The organism is Paenibacillus sp. FSL R5-0766, from assembly GCF_037971845.1.
In the GTDB taxonomy this organism is placed as follows: domain Bacteria; phylum Bacillota; class Bacilli; order Paenibacillales; family Paenibacillaceae; genus Paenibacillus.
Genome location: NZ_CP150227.1, coordinates 1,142,114 through 1,164,619 on the forward strand (window position 1 = coordinate 1,142,114; position 22,506 = coordinate 1,164,619).

Sequence of the window (22,506 nt, forward strand, 5' to 3'; positions counted from 1 at the left end):
GAAGAGGTAAACCAAGAGCAGGGAATGGAGACCACAAGCAATTTCAATGCTCTTCATGTGATGCAGACGCTCAAAGGTATGCTTACAGAGCAGGAAGAACTGGTGTTTATGAACCTGTTGTTTTCTTCGTCTGCCACGATTCGGGCAGGGAACTTTGGCTTGTCACGCCGAGAGGTTGAGAAGCAATTGAATATTACAGGTCAGGAGGAAGCCTTTTATTCGTTTATACAGCGAGTGAATCAGGGTGTAAGCCGTTATTTTCAATTGATCTATGATGAGGATCGGGATCAGCTTGTCGTCATGATGAGAGTACCAGCGAGAGCAGCCCGAAGTACACTTTCCAAGGAAAGTCTGGCGATATTATTGTTCATGTTCTATCAACAGGAAGTATTGCAGCATGAGTATACACTGTTTGACCAACTCCTGGATGCATTTGGACATGAAACGACCAAGGCCAACCAGCGATTGCTCATGAATCTGGACCCTTTACGTAAAATTGGTGCGATTGAAGAGTATGATACCCGTTCACCCGAAAAGGCGTATCAACTAACGGCGATAGGTGTACATATGTTTTCCGATTCATTTTTGCGCCGTACCGTCGAATTCAGTCAATCCAACCAGTTGAATAAAGAAGAGGTCATGAAATTTTTCAAAAGATATAATCTTCAACAGCAAGGAGCGGAATAACAAGAGATGATACCTTATAAAATGTGGTTCGCCGGAATTCGTGACTATGACAATACGGTTATGGATTTGTCAGGCAAACAGGAACATATATTGATTACTGGACCTAATGGGGCTGGAAAATCGACGATCACGTATTGCATGGGAGCGGTCCTGTATTCATCCAAAGTAGAACTGGAAGGGTTGAAATCCCGGAATCTGTTACCCGATCATACATGGAATGCACAGATCCGGTTGTTATTTCGCAACGAAGGGGACATGAAGATCGACGCTCCTGAATGGATTGAATTTGCGATATATATTTCGCAGGAGCCCGGATCAGGCCAGCCCATCAAGCGGGAGTATGTTGTATATTCTGGGGATCGTCCTGGAGAGTGGTTACACGAAACACGATATAGCTCAGGGGATCGGCAATATAATTTTACGGCATATAAAAGAGATCTGGAATACAAATATAAAATTGACCCTGATTTATTCTATTTGATCTGGTATCAGCAGGAGGTTAATCAGTTCGCGGTTATGCATTCGGAGGAAAGATTTCGGATATTTGCTGAGATGCATGGTATAGATGCAGTGCAGCGAAACTGGGAAGAAAGTGTGGAACAACTGCAGGAGACAAGGCAAACGCTGATTCAGGCTGAAACCAATGTGAGTAACAAAAAACAGTGGTTGCATATACAGAAGTCCAGTTTGGATCGATATGAGGATAACCGGAAACGTCTTCTGGAAGGTGGGAAATTATATGCTTCCTCCTTGCTTCAACTGGAGGATTACTACAAGCGTGAAGAAAAGGATCTCAAGGACCAGTTGGAACAACTTGAATTAGATCGGGAGAATTCGGAGGATCAGCTTGCTCGCATCAGGCTACAAGTAACACAAATTCAATTGAGGCAATCGGACAGCGAGCAACAGATGCAAGCTCTCACGGTTGAACTGCAGCAACGTTCTAGCTGGCAAGAGGAGTTAAATGTTGAACAGGCACAAATGGTGGAGGTTATCCAGCGTTTGGAATCTGATCTGGCAGCAATCCAACAGGAGCAGCTACGGATTACCCGGACAGAGAACGAGGTGCAGCTACAGCTGGATCAGGTCGGTAAACAGTTGCAGAAGCGTAGTCTGGAGCATGAGCAGTTACAGAATATGTTAAGCGCAGCTGATGATCGAGTTACCCAACATATCAAGGCAATTGCGTCACTGGAAACGGAAGCTGAACGAGATCGAGAGGCTGAACAGGAGCACAGTGATTATTTGCAGCGGTATACCGGAAGTTATCAGGTACTGAAAGAGATGACAGTGCTGGAAGAGCAACTGAATGTGAACAAGGATCTTAAACGTGATCTGCTGCATCAGCGACAAGAGCTTCTGGATGAAAGGGAACGTCTTGCATCCAACCGGGATTGGTCCAGCCGTCAGCGTCAATCTTTGAGCTATTTCGATAAACGCGGGGTTCAGGCTTATCCGCTGCGAGATCTTGTGGAGATGGATGAAGAAGCTTCGCTTCAATCCGAGGAATTACTTGAACCCATTAAATATGCCGTGTTTTTTGATGGTCGATATGCCAGTGTCCCCAATGATCTGTATCATGTGCCATTGAACAGCGTGATTCCGGATAAATCAGTGATGAGAATTCCTTCTCTTCACTTGAAGGTAAAGCCAGATTTGACTGAGGAATTATTGCCTTTTGCAATGAAAGCCCTATGGTGGGTAGAACAGTTTTTCCATGAATTCGAGCCCAGAATTAAAGAAGGTGTTTTGTTGGATAGCATGGGCATCCGAGGACCGCAGGAGGAACGAAGGTACATTTTGAGTGAACAGGCTCTTGTGCTCCGAAGGGCGCAATTGGAGAAAAATATTACAATTCTGATGGAGAAGGTTGAACGGACAGATGGAGTCATCACACGCCTGGCCAGTAGACTACAGGAACTAAACTCTATACTGCCTATGATGAAGCGTGCAGAGGCATTCATGACGCGTGTACATGAACGCAATCATCGTAGAGACAAGCTGATGGAGGAAAATAGCTTGCTGGCGGCAGAACAACAAAGCATCCGGGAAATGAAGAAGCTGGAGTCCGGTATCATAAAACAACTTGTACAATTGGAGGAAGAACTTCGCGTATTGCAACTGGAAGCTGACTTTTATGTACGTCTCGGTAACCTGAAGGGAAAATACGAACAATTAAATGTAAGCCAGCGCAGATTGGCTGATCTGAAGGCTCAGATTGGGGATATTCAAGTTCAGATGAAGGAGTATGAGGACCAGCAGGATGCAATCAGCACTCGCTTACGGCGGTTGAAGCGTGAAGATCATGATACGCAGGCCCAATTGGAATCCGAGACGAATAAGCTGAATTGGATCAATAAACAGATGGAGAATCGTCGGGAGTCGTTTGTTACCGCAGAAGCGGAGCATGTGAATATCATTTTGGAGATTGAGGATTTTAAAGGGGTTTCTTCATTACTAATGGAGCAGGTTCTCGAGGAACTGCAGACTTTGCAATTGGATGAAGGTCAGGATATAGAACAGTCATCTCGTACAATACCGTCCCTTTCCCAGATTCGAATGGGCTATGAAACGGGGAAAACGAAGTATAATCACGCCCGTAATGAAGCCAACATTGATCCAGCAGCACCGGAAAACTACAGGGTAGTGAAAGAGGAATTTGAACGACTTCAGGATGAATACAAGCGGACCAAACTGTTATTTGAACAAGATGAAGAGCGGACCATTCAATTAAAGGATCAACTAGAGACAACGATACAGATGCGGGTCCTTGAGATCCAACAGCAATTTCGTTCGTACATGACGCTATTTCAGTTCGAAGGCGAAATCAACTGGGAGCAATATGCGGACAAAAAAGGGAGAACCCACTTTCATCTGTATATCCGTGCACGCAAGGAAGGACATCGAGGAACGATGGAAGATGTGAGTCTCAAGGCACGCGGAGGACGAGTTGGAAAAGGGGTATCGGGTGGAGAAGAGTCTCTGAGTTCGTTGTTATTCGCACTTGCGTTGTTGCGTAACTTGCAGACAAGCCCAGGCTTCATCGTGCTTGATGAGTTCGACAGTGCATTGGACGAACAACGCAAGCTGAAGGTCTTCGATCTGTATCATAGGGAACTGTCACGGAAATTAATTATCCTGACGCCCAAATCTCATGAGAATACCTATCTGGATCGATTCAAAAAAGCGTATGTTGTTCACCATAATCCGATTCTTACTCGAAGTAGAGTCGCAGGTATAAAGGTGTAAAGGCAAGAAAACAATAAATTTCAATGTGCAGAGCAGTTTGTACGTGAATAATTACCAAAATGATGATAAGAAACCTATAGTCGATTCCGGGCTTGCCCGGAATTTTGGTGTATTCATTTATAATAAAACCCCAAACTTTGAAGGTCCTTACCGTGTTAATTAAGTAGCGGCTGTATCTCAATAATATTCTCATGGGAGGAAGGGTCAGATGATTACACCTACAGTGGCTGGTCAGGAAGAGGCTCAATTATACGAGGAGTTGCGGCGTGCGATCGATGAATTCGAAGAGGGCGAGCAGCGGCAAATAGTTCTGAGTCGGATGGTCAGACAGCTCAGGTTCGCCAAGTGGCGCAAAGATCGGATGCGCAAGGTTGATACATACTGCCAAAGGATCAAACCCGCGACACTTTGGATCATCCTAGCCACAGGTGCACTTACGCCGGTCTTGTTATTTAGCGTGTTCATCTGGGTGTCGTTGTGGGTGGAATGAAGCTGTAGTAGAGGGATAACAATATGAAGTTAATAAAAAAGAATCGTTAACCATCGGATTATCGTATTCCGACTGTAACGATTCTCTGAACTATCTTTAGGGTTAGTGGGACATTTGCTTAGACTTACCGTCTAAAGATTGCACTTGTCCCTGGATGTACTGGTGGTAATCGCGGAAGCTGCTGATGTGATGCAAGGAATCGGAGTTCTCAGACTGGATCTTAATTTTACCGTCCTGAGGCAGATTTTTCATCTCGGCAATGACGGATTTGGAACCTTGGATGTCACCGGACATGTCCTGAATTCGCTGTAATAGTGCTGGATGCCCTTCATGCTGGAGCATCTCAGCGAGCGGTCGCATTTCCTCCAACTTTTGGCTCGACCGTTCAAGTGTGGTCATCACTTTGTCTCCATCTGTACTTGCGCTAAGCGAGACCATCCGGTGGATATGATCTTTCTCCATACGCTCAAGCGCCTCAAGATGGGAAGCTTCCAGTCGTTTGGGATCGCTCCAACTCTCCGATCGAACAGTGTCATTCTGTTGCTGGGAAGCATTATTCGCAGTGCCATTGCCACAGCCCCATAACAGAGTTGAGCAAGTTAACACGGCTCCAACGGCGATGATACTTTTTAACCTCATGCTGTCACTCCTTCGATAATTTCCTGAAGGTAGTATGAGCTATAATATCCAAAATCATGCTTCTTCTAGTGATAAGAATGGAGAAAATGACCCAAATAATTAAAGTTACGATCGTAACGGTATGTATGGGGTGAGAAGTTTTATGAATCTTTATACTAATAACATATGGCGTTGGACCATTAATCTTCTGTATCCTGCCATTATCTTTATCTTCCAGAGCTGGGGACCGATATTGGATTCTTGGACAGGTCCTATTTTGTTCGTCGCGGTGTTCTGCTTTCTGTGGAGCGATGTAAAAGACATGTTCCTCTCGACGGGATTGACATGGTTTATTGCCATCCCTTGTTGGTGGTATTGGATTGAGCGTCCGAAACCATCGTTCGGTGCAGAACATTTTGCCGCACATCTATGGTTAATTGTACTTATGTATATTGTCTTTGTGCTCATTCCTCAGACCTTAATCCTGACTACCCGGTTGCGGGTAATGCATTATTATAAGAAGTGAAAGTTAATGGAATGGAAACTTCGCAGTCATAGATCCGCATGATCCGATTTGCAAGCGAACGACATCCATCTACATAAATATCCCTTATCCGGCTCCAGACGGACAAGGGATGTTTCGCGTTCTTGCTATACTTTCCGTTTATATTTCCCTGTATACGGGATGGTGAGATGGATTTTCAGATCCTGAATCGAGTCTTCGGTAAGCATCATCTTGCTGCCATTGTTTGATAACTTACGCCAGAGTTTCGGATTCTTGCGATACAGCTTCTCCTGAAGACCGTAAATATCCACACCACGCTCAAGGCCGTGACGATAGGTCTGCATGATCTGCTCGCGTAACTTCACTTCACTAATCTGGATCATCTCTTCATACGAGGTGGGCACCAGGTATTCGTACAGGGCAGTTAGGTATTGGGCGTCAATGTTGAACGTAACGTCTTCACCCTGAATGACAGGTTTAATTTTGATCTTTGGCAATCCTACACTGAGTGCCCCATAGATCGTTCCATCCTTCTGCACAAGCAAGGGAGCACGCCGCATGTCTTTGATTAACCAATGATAACCGGGAAGCTGACTGCGTGGAAAGTATTCAAAGTCATAACCAGTCTTTTCGAAAAAGGCCCCTTCCACCAGAAACAAATCATGTTTCTTCTCATTCTCAGCCCACTGGGTATCGTTCAATGCAATACTCGGCAGATACGTCGTTGTAGCCGGATCGTTATGTGTTGCAATGAGCTTAAAGCTAAGCACAGGCGGGTACAACGATTCTTCCATGTACGTGGGGAGTGGATTGTGAAGAATGCTGTCCAGTGGCGACATATTATAGATGGACGTTGCACTTAGGATTTTCTCCAGAGGCTCTCGTGTTCCATACACCCAGGTTGTATAACGGGATTCTGGAAACCGTCCCAGCATGTCGAACACTTCTTTGATGTGTTTGCTGGTTAGCACACCTTCGGCCATAACGATGGCTGTCACATGCCCCCAAGCCATGTGTAATTGAGCCGTACGGAACAGTTCGTTCAACGCCAGACTCATGGTTTTCCCTTCGGCATGTCCGACCCATACAGGCGGTGTATCTGCACTTTTGGTTGAACTTTCACTTTTGGCGACACTGGCAAAATCCAGCGTTTGTACATACAGGTGATACATGCCGTCTTTGTAATCAATCCCAAATGCTTTGGCGTAGTCTACCTGTTGAATCTCAAAGGCACTCCAGCATCCGCTTGTCATCACACACATCGATAGGCTTAACAGACCTAGCATATATCGCCGCAACAAACGCTTCATCGTTCGTTCCCTTTCTTGCGGGGCTCCTGGGTCTCGAGATAGACGGGTCTTCGTTTACCTAACCCCTTTGGCAGTTTGAATAATGAAGCTATCGCTTGTTTGAAATGAAGTGGTGTTAACGGCGTGAGATATGGAATGCCAAATGATTTGAGATCGGTCAGGTAGATGAGGAACAGAATCAACGACAGGATGAACCCATAGATACCGAGGGAAGCTCCCAAGACAAAACAAAGGAACCGGAGGATCAGCACAGAACTGGTCATGACCTGATTCACAATGGTTGCTCCAGCTACGACGGTAACTGCGATGATGACAATCATGAGGGGAGAGACCATGCCGGCTCGAATGGCGGAATCTCCGATAATCAGACCTCCAACGACAGTTAATGTCTGGCCGATGGCACTTGGCAAACGTACCCCTGCCTCACGGAACAGCTCCATCAGCAGCATAATGAGAAACATCTCCATTCCCGATTCCATCGGAAGTCCCATGCGTCCAACCGAGATCGTCGCGACTAGAGGAAAGGGGATCTGATCCATATGAAAGGATGTCAGCGCAATATAGAATCCGGGCAGGAACACGGTGATCATCAGGCCAAGAAAGCGCAGCATCCGTCCTACGTTCACAGCCAAGAAGGGAAAGCTTGCATCCTCCGGTGATTTGAGCAAAAGAAACAGATTAACTGGCCCAATAATGGCGCTGGGATTGCCGTCGACAATGAGGATAAAACGTCCGTTCAGGAGACATTCTGCAGCAAAGTCAGGCCTGCCCGTATAATGGGTGACGGGAAACAAAGTAATCTTCGAAGGCGACAGCAATTCTTCTAGTTCATTGGCGGTTAAGATTCGTTCGATCTCAATCTTACGCAACCGATCCTGGACGTCTTCGATCAGCTCCGGATTGGCGATATTCTTGATATACATCAATGCCACCTTGGTTGCAGAACGTGTACCGATCAGTTCGATATTGCAGGCCAGTTGGTTCGTACGCAGACGGGTGCGTATCAAGGCAACATTGACGGCAAGGGGTTCAATGAACCCATCTCTTGCCCCGCGGATCGAAACTTCGGTGGTCGATTCCTCCGGTGTCCGAGTAGGGAGGTTAGATATATCAATACTCCACATGGCTTGAAGGGATGGTATACAGACTAACATATGACCTTCAAAAACACGGAGAGACATTAGTTCAGTGCCATATGCCGGGTCTTGCAGATCCATTCGGGTCCAATCCAGGCTGATGCACTTTTCAATGTCGGATGTACGGATAAAGTGTGTATTTTCATATGTTCGTCTGAGTTCCGGGAGAATAATATCGTAGATCGCTTCACTATCTACCATACCGCTGCAATAGGTCATAAGGAGTTGCATCGGAGGTTCTCCGATCATGTGACTATTGATGATGACATCGTCAGATCCGGCAAAAAAGGTGTTCAGGTTATGCTCGTTCATTCGGAACGGTTCAACGTCAGGATTATTCTTGGGCTGGGTTGAGATCGGCACGTTTGGGAGCCTCCTTGTCCTTTTTATGGATTAATGCGGCAATGGTCAATATTACGGTAACGATGGATACATAAGCGAGCATGACCGGGAACTGAATATGTTCCACATAATAGTCGACGTAATCAATGCGCCACCATTGCATCGCCATGAAGCTCATGAGGACGGTGATGGTGAGAATCGCGATATATCGTTTCTTCGGCCTGCGGAAATTCAGCAGATCCACGATGAGATACATGGATATAGCGACCCTTGCGAAGGAACCACTGAGCCACTGATAGATGGACAAAAAATCAACGTGTTGCAGCAGCTTGCCGATATTCACAAGTTTCCATTGCTCATAGGGACTGTTTCGTTGTTTGGCTGCTTCTTCAGGTCCGAATTCCACAATGGCTCCGATGGTTGGTCCGATAGCCATACTGAGCATGAAAATGCCAAGGATCAGAACATGCCACCAACGAATCTTGCCTTTGACTTCATGTTGGAACAACATAAGAATCCAGATCTCCATAAGTCCGGCAAGAGAGTAGATCATGCCCCGCCACACGGGACCCATGCCGTTCTCCATAATCGGGAACAATAGACTGTAGTCTTTATATTTCATATTGGCGGACATTACAAAATAACCAAGCAAAATGACAAAGGGCAGCAGCAGACTAGAAGTCATCGCAATGGAGCGTATGCCTTTAGCCGCTGCCCACGCAGCAACCAGTGCTCCGCCACCTGCCAGAACATAGGGAGGTGTGAATTGGAGATACGTGGATACGGTCCAGTTGGTTGTCTCATACAGCGTATGCGTGCCAAGCGTGAACAGCAGAATGGAAGCGGAGATCCGGAAGATCCAGGAAGGGACCGCCCCGAATTCTCGCGTAATCCAATCTGTTAATCGCTGTCCACGTACACGCCGAATAATGATGTACATCATACATAGAAACAACATGAAAAAAGGTCCTGCCGCCACGACAGACAACCATCCGTCTCTGCCGCCAGCTTCGAGAATTGCTGGGATGGACAAGACATGGCAGACCAGTCCGGCACTTAATAAAATGATGGAAAAGGACAACCAAATGGTTATTTGACCTTTTTCACGACTCATGCGAATCCTCCTTTCCAATGAAGGAAGTTTCCGTTAGGTTGTACAGCATATAGGAAGTTGATTCCTTTTTCAGATTTTTTCACAGAAAGCTGCAAACGAGATAGACGAGCTAGACAGAAAGCTTTAACATACAGATATAGCAATGTCGAAGACAAACACTGAGCGAAGCATAGAGAAATAGGGAGGAACCTACGATGACAAATACAACGAAGGCACCTGAAGAGACAAAAGTTGGCTTTATTGGTACAGGCGTGATGGGTAAAAGCATGGCTGGGCACATCCAGAGAGCAGGGTATCCGCTGCATGTGTACACGCGAACCGCTGCCAAAGCGGAAGCGTTGATGAAAGAGGGTGCCGTATGGCATGACACACCAGGCAAACTGGCTGCCGCGTGTGATGTCATCATCACGATGGTGGGGTATCCGAAGGATGTGGAGGAGATTTATCTCGGTGAGGATGGACTCGTAGCTAATGCCAAAACGGGGTCATATCTGATTGATATGACAACCTCAAGTCCGTTACTGGCTGCACGAATCTTTGAAGCTGCGGAAGCCAAAGGACTGCATGCACTGGACGCCCCTGTGTCGGGCGGTGATATCGGAGCGCAGAACGCGAAGCTGTCCATTATGGTTGGTGGTAGTTCGGAGGCATTTGAAGCCGTGCGTCCGCTGTTTGAGCAGATGGGCACCAACATTGTGCTGCAAGGCAAGGCGGGAGCAGGGCAGCATACCAAAATGTGCAACCAGATTGCCATTGCCTCTGGCATGATGGGTGTATGCGAAGCACTCGCCTATGCCAAGACGTCTGGTCTGGACGCGGAGACCGTGCTGAAGAGCATTGCTACCGGTGCAGCCGGAAGCTGGTCGCTCAGCAATCTCGGTCCGCGCATGATCGCAGGCGATTATGAGCCTGGATTCTATGTGAAACATTTTATCAAAGACATGGGCATTGCACTGGAGTCTGCAAAAGCGATGGGCATGAAAACGCCTGGGCTGGCTCTGGCCGAATCCCTGTACCACGAAATAGCGAATAATGGTCTGGATGAGAAAGGTACACAGGTGCTCTACACTTATTATCTTCAGGCTTAACATCCAAGAGAACAGCAGCGTAATTCTTTTTCGATTCAGAAAAGGTTGCGCTGTTTTTTTCAATTTTCGGCCTGTTTATGCGTCTAAAGTCACAAAATTGGTTAAATGTTCATATGTACTTTGCATAATGGAGAGATTTTGGTCACCTTCCCTTTATTTTTACCCCGCTTTATCCGACATAAGTAATAGAAGTTTACATAATGAATGTGTCAAAGGATGTTATTCCTCCTGTAATGGTCACCCGTAACCCACACTACAATAGAACGGAGCTTGCCCATGTTCAAGAAAATCCTGTCTCTGTTCAAGACACAGCCAGAGCTTGCGAACCAGATTACAGCCTCCGCTTCAGCATTACCATCGACGACAACCATTCCCCCGCGTATGGTCCGAAGTAAGCGCAAGAAAAAAGCGGAAGGGGATTGGACACGCCAGCCGGAGGAGCCTAGCACAGCAGATCAGCTGATAGGTCTTCCAAGTCAATATAAAGTGCTGAACGACCTGCTCGTTACCAATCCGAAGTCACGCTCCGGTTATTCGCAGATTGATCATGTCGTGATCGGCCCTCGGGCAATCTTTGTGATCGAAACCAGAAATCTGACGACAGGTGAGATTCGCGGTGGAAGAAGAGAGGCCAATTGGTCGGTCAGCAGCAGCCGGGTCAAAATGTACAATCCACTTATGCAGCATCGTGCACATGTGGAAGCCATCCATGCACACCTTGGAGACTACAAAAGAGTACGTCTCGTCTCTATGGTGACCTTCACCAACCGATGCCGCATCAGTGTTGATCCTGCTGTGAGATATGTAAATTCGGATGAACTGATCATCTACGATCATGAATTGGTGGAGACGATTCAGCGCAAGACGGAACGACTTGAGACAGAGGTTCCCGAAACGGTATTTCAAGAGAAGGATATCCAGGCGATCTACGCTCTGTTATCATCGGTCAATTCCACGGATCCTCAGATTCGGTCAGAGCATATGGAGAAGGCTAAAGGTATCAAATAATTACGTTTCATGAACGCTGTTGTCCATACGGGCGGCAGTGTTTTTGTGTTGCGGTGGTAGTTAATGCGCTCCTAGTAAAAGGCTTTAGACACAGGTATATCGTCGTATACAACCGATTTTTAACTTATGATAGAATGTAGACCATGTCCAATTGTGTGAATCAAGCATGTTATATGAAAGGATATTTTTGTAAGTGAGTGTTCAAGTCTTGGAGCAGAGGTTAATGGTTCTCAGGAATGTACATACGATAGGGGAAGATTATACGATGAAATGGAATTATACGATAAAGACGTTCACAGTTATGCTTGGTTTGGCAGCGATTCTGACAGCTTGTGGTGGCGGAGCGAAAGAGACGTCATCGCCGGAGTCTGCTTCCGGTACAGAAGTTGCTTCGTCAGAGACAAGTAGCTCAAATGCGACCGTAACGGAAACCGCAGCAACCGGTTCGAATGGGAGTGAGGAGACAGGTTCAACTACAGAAGAATCTTCTTCAGCCGACGACGGCAAGATTGGAAAGGACTCCACATTGGAAGAGTTGAAGCAGCAGTATGCCGATAAGCTCGGTTATATCCGTATCCCTCTGAATGATCATCCGGTGCGTCGGGTTAGTGAGGAAGGTTCCAAAAATATTAATGTGGCCAACTATAGTGATGCCGTTGTGGACATGAATGCAGAGGTTCCAATTCATTCGGATTCGCAGCGGTTAATTGATGATGCCTTTCCATTTTTCACAACCGTACAAGCACCTGATGAATCTTATATAACTTGGGAAGAAGCTACCAATCTGGAACGTGCCATGGTGAAAACACTGTTTATCGCCCGTGAAGGTCTGCTGATTACTGAAGATGCGATGAAAAATAAGGATTATAACAGTACATCATTCCAGGATTCGATGGATTTCTTCAGGGTCGCAGCGAAATTTGAATCCATGGCACCTGTTGCACAGCATCCGCGTGACATCACGTTGAGTACGCTATACGACAAAGCCCGCACGTCATGGGGCAAGCTTGCTGCGATGGACCCGGAGCAGGATGAAGCGGCGTTTTCCGAGATGTACAAGACGACGAGAACCGATGCCAATAATGCCATGGGGTTGCTTAATGTTCTGTTGTCTACGAATGAGGAAGAACGTGTGGAGGAGATTTACGGAAAGGAATAGTAGTATTGCATAGAATTTGAATGAGTTGAACGAATTATATATATGTTGAGGTATTACATAGAATCCTGACTGCCGGAACGAATCATCGGTGGTTAGGGTTCTATTTGTTGTATGTGAGTAGAAAAGAAGTGTCGAGCAATTTTTTGAAATTTGCTTGAAACTATATTCAGAACGATGCGTATCATAAGGTATTAATTGTTTTTTAATGTAGAAAATTGCCGTATTTCAGAGTATAGTTAAGGAATAATTTAACTTATATTCAACATGATGTAGAGATGAAAGTTACTGAAAAATCTTGAAAAGAATGTACGGAACACCAGGTTAAAACTATTGGAGGTTGAGTATGAGTTCATTTAAAAGCTGGTTAAATTCTACAAAACAAGGACTTGAAGAGCAAGTCAAAAAGTTTAAAAATAAAGATTTTATGGATGCCGTGGTTGCAGGTTGTGCACTGGTTGCTTTTGCAGATGGTTCCATTGACGAAGCGGAAAAGAACAAGATGGCCGGTTATATCAATCTGAGTCAGGAATTGAAAGTATTTGATATGGCTGAAGTGATTACACGCTTTAATCATTATGTCGCGAACTTTGAGTTCTCTCCAGAGATCGGGAAGCAGGAAGCGCTGAAAGCCATTGGGAAATTCAAAGCCAAGCCGGATGTAGGACGCGTTATTGTGGGCGTATGCAGTGCGATTGGTTCAGCTGACGGTAACTTTGATGATCAGGAGAAAAGAGTCGTTGCCGAGATATGCATCGTACTTGGACTGAATCCGAGTGAATTCAATCTCTAAGTAGCTATTTACATATGAAGGGAGGTGAAAATCAGTGGCAAGCATTAATTTGGTCAAAGGACAGAAAATTGATTTAACCAAAGGCAATGCAGGACTTACTGAGGTGATTGCTGGTCTCGGTTGGGACCCGGTAACTGCCAAAGGTTTCTTTGGAAGAAAAAAACAAGCGGATATCGATTGTGATGCATCGGCGATCATGTTGAATGAGGAAGGCAAGTTGGTCAAGGACTCCAACCTGGTTTGCTTCCACAACAAGCAAAGTGCATGTCGTTCGGTTATCCATTCAGGTGACAATCTAACAGGACAGGGAGACGGTGACGACGAACAGATCAAAATGGATTTGTCCCGTATTCCTGCTGATGTTCATAAAGTATTAATCGTTGTTAATATCTACGATTGTGTCAATCGCAAGCAAGATTTTGGCATGATTGAGAAGGCTTATATTCGTATTCTGGATGGTAAAAATTCCAGTGAGCTCGTGAAGTTCAATCTATCCGATAACTACACAGGTTCAACAGCGTTGATCTGTGGTGAATTGTATCGTCATGGAGGCGAATGGAAATTCTCGGCAATTGGAGAGGGTTCCCATGCGGTACATATCAATGAACTCGCTCGCAGGTACTCCTAAGTACAAGATTTAACCTAAATCGACAATAATCCTGATATTCATATGTCACGATAATACAATACACTTAAATAAGCGAGGATGATCATACGATGGCAATTAATCTTTCTAAAGGTCAAAAAATCGATCTGACTAAAACGAACCCAGGTTTGACAAAAATCACAGTAGGTTTGGGCTGGGATACCAATAAGTATGATGGCGGAAAAGATTTTGACCTGGATGTATCGGTATTCTGTGCCAATGCAAACGGTAAAGTAGAAGGCGAGAAAAACTTCATCTTCTTCAACAATCCACAAAATGAAAATGGTTCTGTTGTTCACACAGGTGACAACCGTACAGGAGATGGCGATGGTGATGATGAGCAGATCAATATCGACCTGCCTAACGTACCCGCAAATGTAGAGAAAATTGCATTCTCTATTACGATCTACGAAGCTACAGAACGTAGCCAGAACTTCGGACAAGTCTCCCGTGCTTATGTGCGAATTGTTAACGAAGCAAACAACGAAGAACTGATTCGTTTTGACCTGGGAGAAGATTTCTCCATTGAAACGGGTGTAGTTGTTGGTGAATTGTATCGTCATAGCGGCGAGTGGAAGTTCAGTGCCATCGGTAGTGGTTACCAGGATGGACTGGTTGGATTGACACGCGATTACGGTTTGCAATAGGACGTACAGAACGACTTACAGGATGGGAAGAACCGTCTCCTGGACGGTTCTCCTTTTCGTTTAATCACATATCTTGGAAAGGTGGAAAAACAAATGACGATCAGTCTTGCCAAAGGACAACGTATTGACCTGACTAAGACGAATCCGGGCCTTACCCGTGTGGTAGTTGGTTTAGGTTGGGACACAAACAAATATAGTGGTGGAGTCGATTTTGACCTGGACGCTTCGGCTTTTTTGTTGTACGAAGATGGAAAAGCCAAAGGCACGGATGACTTTGTTTTTTACAACAATCCAAGCGGCGGTGCGGGTTCAGTCACACATACCGGTGATAATCGTACGGGGGAGGGTGACGGCGATGATGAGCAAGTTGTCGTTGACTTCAGCAAAATCCCTGCGCACATTCACCGGATCGGTATTACGGTAACCATCTACGATGGAGATGGACGAGGGCAGAATTTTGGACAAGTCTCCAACGCTTTTGTTCGTGTTGTAGATGCTGCAAGTGATCGGGAAGTGCTTCGTTTCGACCTCGGAGAGGACTATTCCACAGAAACAGCTGTGGTGTTCTGTGAGTTTTACCGTGCAGGTGCGGACTGGAAATTCCAGGCGGTAGGCAGCGGCTTCACAGGTGGACTATCTGCTTTATGCAAAAATTACGGACTGGATGCACAATAACTTGGCATAGAAAGGTGAGTCTGCTATGGCGATTTCTGTCGTGAAAGGCCAGAAGAGTGATCTGACCAAAACCAATCTCGGCTTGTCCCGTCTAACGGTAGGCATTGGTTGGGAGGCAGCATCGGGTGTGGAACTGGACACATCAGCATTCCTTCTGGGTTCAGACAATAAAGTGGCTGGAGATGAGGATTTTATCTTTTATAATCAGCCCTCTACCTCGTTCATCACGTATATGGATGGTGGACAGGTTGGTGGCGAGAAGAAACAATTCGCCATTGATCTTGGCAAAATCCCTGCCCGAATTGAGAAAATCGCCTTCAGCCTGACGATTCATGACGGTGAAGCACGACGCCATCATTTTGGACAGGTTCAGCATGGTTTTCTACGGTTTGCCAATGCAGCTACAGGTCAGGAAGTGATGAGATATGATCTGGGAAGCGGGTTTACAGTGGAGACCGCGATTGTCATTGGTGAATTGTATCGCCATAACGGAGAATGGAAGTTCAATGCGATAGGATCGGGTTTTGCAGGTGGTTTGAATGCACTCTGCGCTAACTTTGGTGTTGATGTGGATGGTGGATCAGACGCTGCACCAACCACATCAACTGTTCCCCCGACAGCTGCACCGACTCCATCACCCCCGGCACCCGCACCAGAACCTACACCTGCTCCTGTGAATTCGATCAATTTCAGCAAAATTGAATTGAAGAAGAAGGGAGACACCATTAACCTCAAGAAAAATGCGGGGGGACTTGGTGAAATCCTGATTAACCTGAACTGGAATCAACAGGGCAGCAAAGGATTATTTGGTCGCAGCAAGAGTGTGGATCTGGACTTGGGCTGCCTGTTCGAGATGAAGGATGGTACACGAGATGTGATTCAGGCCCTGGGACAGACGTTTGGTTCACTGAACCGTTTCCCTTATATTGCACTGGATGGGGATGACAGGACAGGATCGGTTAAGACGGGAGAGAATCTGCGGATTAATGGTGCCCGTATCTCGGAAATTGAGCGCATCTTGGTATTTACCTATATTTATGGTGGTGTGGCCAACTGGTCTCAAGTAGACGGTGTGGTAACCATCCAGCAGAAGGACGGCCCGGATATCATTGTCCGAATGAATGAATACGGGAGCCCGCTTGGCATGTGTGGCATCGCGATGTTACGCAATGTGAACAATGAGACATTCAGTATTGAACGAATTGTGCAGTTCTATAATGGGCATCAGGCGTTGGACGAGGCTCATGATTGGGGAATGCAGTGGGTTGCGGGAAGAAAGTAATCATTCGTATGTATTCATTCAATCCCTCCAGATTAGGAGGGATTGGTTTTTATGCCCCGACAGCTTGAATCAACTATTGCAGATTGGCTATTGCCAAAGGTGCGAGGAGGAGACAATCCTGAAATATTTTAACTTTTTGAGTCTGGAAGAAGAAGATACTTTATTTTTCTCTTCACCCGTCTCGTTCAATCACCGGACTTCCAAAGATCTACTGGCATATGCTGTTGGGGCTGCTTTATATATGCCCGCGACGCGCGCACATATCGCGGACGACATTATAAATGGTAAGCATGAAGGTCTGACGACCATTATTATTGATCTGGAGGACGCTGTAGGTGACGACCAAGTAGAGTTTGCCGAGCAGTGTCTGGTACAGCATCTAACTCAACTGATGACTTATATGGAGACAGGCATGCTGAGTCAGGATCAAATGCCTCTTCTGTTTGCTCGTGTACGTTCACCACAACAGTTGGAACGTCTCATTGATACGTTGGGAGAATTGGTTTCTATGCTGACAGGCGTGGCTTTGCCTAAGTTTTGTGTAGGCAATGGAAGAGCCTATTTTGACCAGATCCGCAAGTATAATCAACGGAAACCGGATCATTATCCCGTTCTCTATGGAATGCCTATTTTGGAAACGGCTTCAATTATATATCGGGAGACACGTTGGGAGACCTTATTGGGCCTTCGAAACATCCTCGATGAACATGTTGAATATGTGCTCAATGTACGCATTGGTGCGACCGATTTCTCCAGCTTGTTTGGACTACGCCGAAGTCCTGAATTGACCATATACGATATCGCCACGATCCGTGACTGCATCTCAGATATTATCAATCTGTTTGGACGAATGGACAAGCCGTATGTGATCTCAGGTCCTGTCTGGGAATATTTCAGTCAGCGGGAGCGCGTGTTCAAACCTCAATTACGACAGACTCCATTCGAAGAAACCCTGGGCAAATCAGGGCTGCATCTGAGAATGAAATATATTACGAACACAATGGATGGATTGATGCGTGAAGTCATGATGGACAAGGAAAATGGAATTGTTGGCAAAACGATCATTCATCCTTCTCATATTAAGCCCGTACAAGCGATGTACGTTGTTACACATGAAGAATATTCCGATGCCCAAGACATCATCGCCCGTAATGACGGTAGCCTGGGTGTGTTCAAAAGTAATTACTATAACAAAATGAATGAGATTAAACCACACTTGAGCTGGGCGAATCGAATTCTAATCCGATCACAAATATATGGGGTGTTACATGAACAGCAGCATTTTGTCGGGCTCTTGCCCAAACATGAGCAACAACACAACTACGTTCCCAATTCTTGATCAATTCAGTCTAAACGTTCAGGTTACACATAACCCGCTGCAACTTCCACTAGAATCTCTATTTTCCATGGCTGCACGAATCAATAAGAAACGTTCATTTCTGTTTGTAAGCAGACTGCTGGGCAAGCACATCCCGGTTAACCCGTATACCTCGCTTCTGAGCGGCGCGGCATTGGCTGTTCTGTTATATGAGCACCTGACTGAGGAGACGGAAGAGACGAAAGATCAGATCACCGAGTGGAAACGGAAAATGGTCGAGGGGCTGATTGATCCCCAGCAAGCCCGGCAAGTGTATAACATGCTGTTGCAAGAAAGCTTGAGTTTGCCGGAAACGATTCGTTTTGTTGGTTTTGCCGAGACCGCTACAGCGTTGGGTCACAGCATGTACGAGATGTTTGCTGATCAAGCCTCCTATATTCACACCACTCGCGAATATGTTCCAGCGATGCATCCAGATATTCAATTTGAAGAAGAACATTCCCACGCGATGGCTCATCGTTGTTATGCGCTGGATCATGGAGCCTTTGCAGGAGAGGGCCCGATTGTTCTGGTGGACGACGAGATTACGACGGGCAAAACGACGTTGAATATCATTCGGGATATTCAGGCCAGATATCCCCGGAAGCAATATGTGATTGCTTCGCTGCTAGACTGGCGTACGGAAGCGGACGAACTTCGATTTGCCGAACTGGAAGCTGAATTGGGAATTACCATTACACCGTTAAGCCTGTTGAAGGGCCGCATTGAAGTGGTAGGTACTCCACAGTTGGAACCAACACAGCAAGATGAGCAGTTATCTCATCCTGCCGTAACGCTTCAGACTTCTACCGTTGCCGATGCCTTCCATCAGCTTCAAGCCACTTCGGAGGATGGTGAAGGTAAACGTAGCACAGCCAGCTACGTCCAGCATACGGGCAGGTTTGGTATGCAATCCCGTCATAATAGCGTATTACGTCAGGAGGTTAGCCGGATTGCAGAACGACTTCGGTTGCAGCGTACGGGAGAACGGACGTTGGTGATGGGAACAGGGGAGTTCATGTACATTCCAATGCGTATTGCTGCCGAGATGGGAGAAGGCGTGTGGTATCAATCCACGACTCGCAGTCCAATCCACACCCATCCGACTCCAGGATATGCTGTTCGTAGTGGTGCCGGATATGCCTCACCGGAAGACGCATCTGTTCGTAATTTTATCTACAACATCGCCCCGGGACAATATGACGAGGTTTTTGTTCTGCTGGAGAGACAGATGTCCGAAGAGCGAATGGAACCGATGGTGAAGGTACTGGAGCAGTTGGGATGCGGACACATTCATATTGTGTATTGCGGCTTGCCAGAGAAGACAGGGGACAACGAGCAATGAACTTAACTACACTGGAGCTAATCAGACAACGTGAGATTCCGTCTCCCGAACCGATGGGCAGTTATGATGCATCCGACGTTATTTTCCTACTGAAGGATATCAGCCATGTGGATCTGGAAAAGGGAACGGGTGAACGGGAGCAGGCGATCCAATCCGGGGTTCATTATTCGGAGATGCTGCCTGTGGAATATCAGCCCACAGCAGAATACATTGAGCTGTTCCATCAGACGCTGGAACAATCCGCTGCAAGAATCGCGCGTCATACCGCCATTGTGGCTGAGAAGATTGTAGAGCGCAGGGGACTGAATCTTGTTCTGGTATCTTTGGCTCGAGCCGGAACGCCTGTGGGCATCCTGATCAAGCGTTATATTGAATTGAAATACAAGGTGACGATTCCGCATTATAGCATTTCGATTATTCGTGGCAAGGGTATGGACGAGAACGCAATTTTATATATCTTACAGCAGCATGGTCTGGAAACAGCCATTCAATTTGTAGATGGTTGGACAGGCAAAGGGGCTATTCGCAAAGTGCTGAAAGAATCCTGTGACCAAATGGAACGGACTTATGGTGTAAGCCTCGATGATGATCTTGCCGTGTTGGCCGATCCGGGGCAATGTTCAGGCACCTTTGGGACGAGGGAAGATTATCTCATTCCTAGCGCTTGTCTGAATTCCACAGTCTCTGGAATGGTGAGCCGTACAGTACTTCGCGATGATCTGATTGGACCGGCAGATTTTCACGGGGCCAAATGGTATCGTGAATGGTCCTCTGCGGATGTGTCGACCGAATACGTGGATACTATTGCTCAGCATTTTCCGCAGATGATGGAACAAGTGGAGATTCGCTCGGACGACAATGCTACCAGTACTTCGGAAATTACCTGGAAAGGCTGGCAGGATATCGAGTCCATCCAGCAATCCTTTGGTATTGCGAACATTAATCTGATCAAACCTGGAATAGGAGAAACAACCCGAGTGTTATTGCGACGGGTCCCCTGGAAGATTCTTGTGGACCGTCTGGATAATCCGGATTTGCAACATATCATGATGCTCGCCAGAGACAGAAATGTGCCGGTTGAGGTATATCCGGGATTAACCTATTCCTGTTGCGGCATTATTCAATCCCTGGGAGGTGGCGGAGAATGATGATCTACGCAAGTGATCTGGACCAGACGCTGGTGTACTCCCGTCGTGCGCTCCGTATTCCCGAAGATACACCGGGACTTGTTCCCGCAGAGTGGATTAACGGCAAGTTGTCCGCTTTTATGTCAGCATATGCACTGGAGCGGTTGCAGTCTTTGCCACAAGACATTGTATTTATGCCGGTGACGACACGTACCGTGGAGCAGTACCGGCGCATTCATATTTTTCAGAGCCAATGTATCCCGAAATATGCAGTGACGAGTAATGGTGGCAACATCATTGTTGACGGTCAGGTAGACGATGAATGGAATCTGCATATTCGTTCTTTGCTTCGTCAGCAGGCAGCTACTCCCGAAGAGATCCTGAATTTATTTGACGATGTGCTGAGCCCGGAGTGGGTAATTAATCAGCGATTGTGTGATGAGCTGTTCTTTGCATTGCTAATCGAACGTGACAAGCTTCCAATGGAGCATATTGCGGACAAGATTCGGGTGTTAGAGACGCTGGGATGGGAGAGTTCGATTCAGGGTCGGAAGCTCTATCTGGTGCCTTCGGCCGTGAACAAACGAGCTGCAGTGGAGCACATTAGGCAACGCATTGGCGATGTACCTGTGATTGCTTCGGGTGATTCCTTGCTGGATCGCTGTTTGCTGGACTTTGCGCAGCATGCCATTGCTCCGTCCCACGGAGAATTACATGTGGAGAGACAGCGTGCACCTGAGTTGGTGCCGTATCAATTTACGGAACAATTCGGTGCTTTTGCAGCAGATGAGATTCTCGATTACGTTCACCGTATTCATAACGATCAACAGACTCAGCTAGACCATGCCGAGATAAGGGAGACCGTATAAATGAAAAAAATGAAGATTTACTTCAACCGTTGGTTCTCTGTAACGTACCATTATATGAATGCAATTAGGGACAATGAGGACGGCATGGAATTTGAGATCTACGGTACTCATCCTGATCCGGGACACATGGCATTACAGGGCTGTGATGTTGCAGAAGTTGAACCGCGTCTAACGGGCCGGGAATATGTTGATTTTTGCCTCGACTTTTGCCGTCGTCATCAGATTGATGTGTTTATTCCGCGCTGGAACATGCTGGACATCAGCAGACATATCTCCCTGTTCGAAGAGATCGGTACACGGGTTATCGTATGCTCGGACACGGAATTGCTGGAACAATTGATGGAGAAAGACCGGTTCTATGAATCGGTGCGTGAGAAGGGCATTATGGAGATTCCGGATTATTTCACGGTTAATAATGCTGCACAATTCCAGCAAGCCTATGAGGCGCTACGTGCACGTGGACACGATGTATGCTTCAAACCATGTAATGGTGAGGGTGGTATGGGATTCCGAGTGATTAATAATGAACGTGATCCGTTGCAGGAGTTGTTCGGATACACGCTTAACTCCATTTCGTATGAAGATGCTCTGCGTGCGTTCTCTTCTGCTCCGTCCTTTCAAAATGTCATGGTGATGGAGGTACTGGAAGGATATGAATACAGCATTGATTGTCTTTCGGATCGCAATGGGAAACTTATAACGGCCATCCCGCGTAGAAAAGAAAGAGGACGTTTGCGTTTGCTTGAAGAAAACGAGGAATTGCTCGCGATTGCCCGCAATGTGGCAGAAGTATATCGGATTCCTTATAATTTTAATATACAGATGAAATATCGCAAGGATACACCGAAGCTGCTGGAGATCAATCCGCGTATGTCGGGTGGGTTGCACATGTCTTGTCTGTCGGGCGTGAACTTCCCGTATCTAGCGGTCAAGTCTGCACTTGGCCATGATATTGGACCACTTCATCCGAAGTTTGGCATACTGGGAAGTCATATTGAACAGCCATTTATAATCGACGTTCAGAAGGTAAGCGGAGTACACCACGTCTAGCTGAGAATTTCT

General features: G+C 46.4%; 21 protein-coding genes. 17 read left to right on the plus strand and 4 right to left on the minus strand.

Features of this window, described 5'->3' with window-relative positions; genetic code table 11:
• The first annotated feature begins 24 nt into the window (after positions 1-24).
• The 3 genes from MKY66_RS05110 (at position 25) to MKY66_RS05120 (ending at position 4,426) form a co-directional block, all read left to right on the plus strand.
• Positions 25-687, plus strand: a complete 663-nt coding sequence (locus tag MKY66_RS05110; RefSeq protein WP_076213595.1) for a hypothetical protein — start codon at positions 25-27, stop codon at positions 685-687.
• Between the two features lie 6 nt (positions 688-693).
• Positions 694-3,936, plus strand: a complete 3,243-nt coding sequence (locus MKY66_RS05115; protein WP_076213429.1) for a hypothetical protein — start codon at positions 694-696, stop codon at positions 3,934-3,936.
• A 208-nt stretch (positions 3,937-4,144) separates the two neighbouring features.
• Positions 4,145-4,426, plus strand: coding sequence for a hypothetical protein (locus MKY66_RS05120; protein ID WP_076213432.1), 282 nt, complete (start codon positions 4,145-4,147; stop codon positions 4,424-4,426).
• A gap of 102 nt (positions 4,427-4,528) precedes the next feature.
• On the opposite strand, the gene MKY66_RS05125 is transcribed toward MKY66_RS05120, so the two are convergent.
• Entirely contained in the window at positions 4,529-5,065 is a 537-nt protein-coding gene (locus tag MKY66_RS05125; protein WP_076213435.1) for a hypothetical protein, read from the minus strand.
• A gap of 142 nt (positions 5,066-5,207) precedes the next feature.
• On the opposite strand from MKY66_RS05125, the gene MKY66_RS05130 reads away from it, so the two are divergent.
• Entirely contained in the window at positions 5,208-5,570 is a 363-nt protein-coding gene (locus MKY66_RS05130; RefSeq protein WP_076213438.1) for a hypothetical protein, read from the plus strand.
• A gap of 125 nt (positions 5,571-5,695) precedes the next feature.
• Here the strand turns inward: MKY66_RS05130 and MKY66_RS05135 are convergent, their stop codons facing one another.
• The 3 genes from MKY66_RS05135 to MKY66_RS05145 are packed head-to-tail and all read right to left on the minus strand — an operon-like array spanning position 5,696 to position 9,451.
• Positions 5,696-6,859, minus strand: a complete 1,164-nt coding sequence (locus tag MKY66_RS05135) for a Ger(x)C family spore germination protein (protein WP_076213441.1) — start codon at positions 6,857-6,859, stop codon at positions 5,696-5,698.
• Positions 6,856-8,358: a spore germination protein gene (locus MKY66_RS05140; RefSeq protein WP_256704282.1), complete on the minus strand. Its 1,503-nt coding sequence runs from the start codon at positions 8,356-8,358 to the stop codon at positions 6,856-6,858. The genes MKY66_RS05135 and MKY66_RS05140 overlap by 4 nt, the downstream gene beginning before the upstream one ends.
• Entirely contained in the window at positions 8,330-9,451 is a 1,122-nt protein-coding gene (locus MKY66_RS05145; protein WP_076213444.1) for an endospore germination permease, read from the minus strand. Before MKY66_RS05145 ends, MKY66_RS05140 begins: the two co-directional genes overlap by 29 nt.
• A 194-nt stretch (positions 9,452-9,645) precedes the next feature.
• Here MKY66_RS05145 and MKY66_RS05150 point away from each other — a divergent pair, with 194 nt between their 5' ends.
• The 13 genes from MKY66_RS05150 to MKY66_RS05210 all read left to right on the plus strand — a co-directional run bounded on the left by MKY66_RS05150 (position 9,646) and on the right by MKY66_RS05210 (position 22,494).
• On the plus strand, positions 9,646-10,539 hold the full coding sequence (locus tag MKY66_RS05150; RefSeq protein ID WP_076213447.1) for an NAD(P)-dependent oxidoreductase: 894 nt from the start codon (positions 9,646-9,648) through the stop codon (positions 10,537-10,539).
• A 276-nt stretch (positions 10,540-10,815) separates the two neighbouring features.
• Entirely contained in the window at positions 10,816-11,547 is a 732-nt protein-coding gene (locus MKY66_RS05155; RefSeq protein WP_017690394.1) for a nuclease-related domain-containing protein, read from the plus strand.
• Between the two features lie 265 nt (positions 11,548-11,812).
• On the plus strand, positions 11,813-12,706 hold the full coding sequence (locus MKY66_RS05160; protein WP_076213601.1) for a hypothetical protein: 894 nt from the start codon (positions 11,813-11,815) through the stop codon (positions 12,704-12,706).
• A gap of 343 nt (positions 12,707-13,049) precedes the next feature.
• The gene (locus MKY66_RS05165) at positions 13,050-13,496 is read left to right on the plus strand and encodes a tellurite resistance TerB family protein (protein WP_036606259.1); all 447 of its coding nucleotides are present in this window, start codon (positions 13,050-13,052) and stop codon (positions 13,494-13,496) included.
• Positions 13,497-13,530: 34 nt separating this feature from the next.
• Positions 13,531-14,124, plus strand: a complete 594-nt coding sequence (locus MKY66_RS05170) for a TerD family protein (protein WP_062837433.1) — start codon at positions 13,531-13,533, stop codon at positions 14,122-14,124.
• Between the two features lie 89 nt (positions 14,125-14,213).
• Complete coding sequence (locus MKY66_RS05175; RefSeq protein WP_076213449.1) at positions 14,214-14,789, plus strand: TerD family protein; 576 nt, start codon at positions 14,214-14,216, stop codon at positions 14,787-14,789.
• A 93-nt stretch (positions 14,790-14,882) separates the two neighbouring features.
• A complete protein-coding gene (locus MKY66_RS05180; protein WP_036606267.1) occupies positions 14,883-15,464 on the plus strand; it encodes a TerD family protein in 582 nt (193 codons plus the stop codon).
• A gap of 25 nt (positions 15,465-15,489) precedes the next feature.
• Positions 15,490-16,746 carry a TerD family protein gene (locus MKY66_RS05185; protein ID WP_076213451.1) on the plus strand — a complete coding sequence of 419 codons (1,257 nt, stop codon included), beginning with the start codon at positions 15,490-15,492 and terminating at the stop codon, positions 16,744-16,746.
• Positions 16,747-16,864: 118 nt separating this feature from the next.
• Positions 16,865-18,085, plus strand: coding sequence for an HpcH/HpaI aldolase/citrate lyase family protein (locus tag MKY66_RS05190; RefSeq protein WP_256704287.1), 1,221 nt, complete (start codon positions 16,865-16,867; stop codon positions 18,083-18,085).
• Positions 18,086-18,152: 67 nt separating this feature from the next.
• Entirely contained in the window at positions 18,153-19,448 is a 1,296-nt protein-coding gene (locus MKY66_RS05195; protein ID WP_076213455.1) for a phosphoribosyltransferase family protein, read from the plus strand.
• A complete protein-coding gene (locus MKY66_RS05200; RefSeq protein ID WP_076213457.1) occupies positions 19,445-20,596 on the plus strand; it encodes a cysteine protease StiP family protein in 1,152 nt (383 codons plus the stop codon). Before MKY66_RS05195 ends, MKY66_RS05200 begins: the two co-directional genes overlap by 4 nt.
• Positions 20,596-21,444: a hydrolase gene (locus tag MKY66_RS05205; protein WP_076213604.1), complete on the plus strand. Its 849-nt coding sequence runs from the start codon at positions 20,596-20,598 to the stop codon at positions 21,442-21,444. The genes MKY66_RS05200 and MKY66_RS05205 overlap by 1 nt, the downstream gene beginning before the upstream one ends.
• On the plus strand, positions 21,445-22,494 hold the full coding sequence (locus tag MKY66_RS05210; RefSeq protein WP_076213459.1) for an ATP-grasp domain-containing protein: 1,050 nt from the start codon (positions 21,445-21,447) through the stop codon (positions 22,492-22,494). It abuts the gene before it with no gap.
• Positions 22,495-22,506 lie beyond the last annotated feature (12 nt).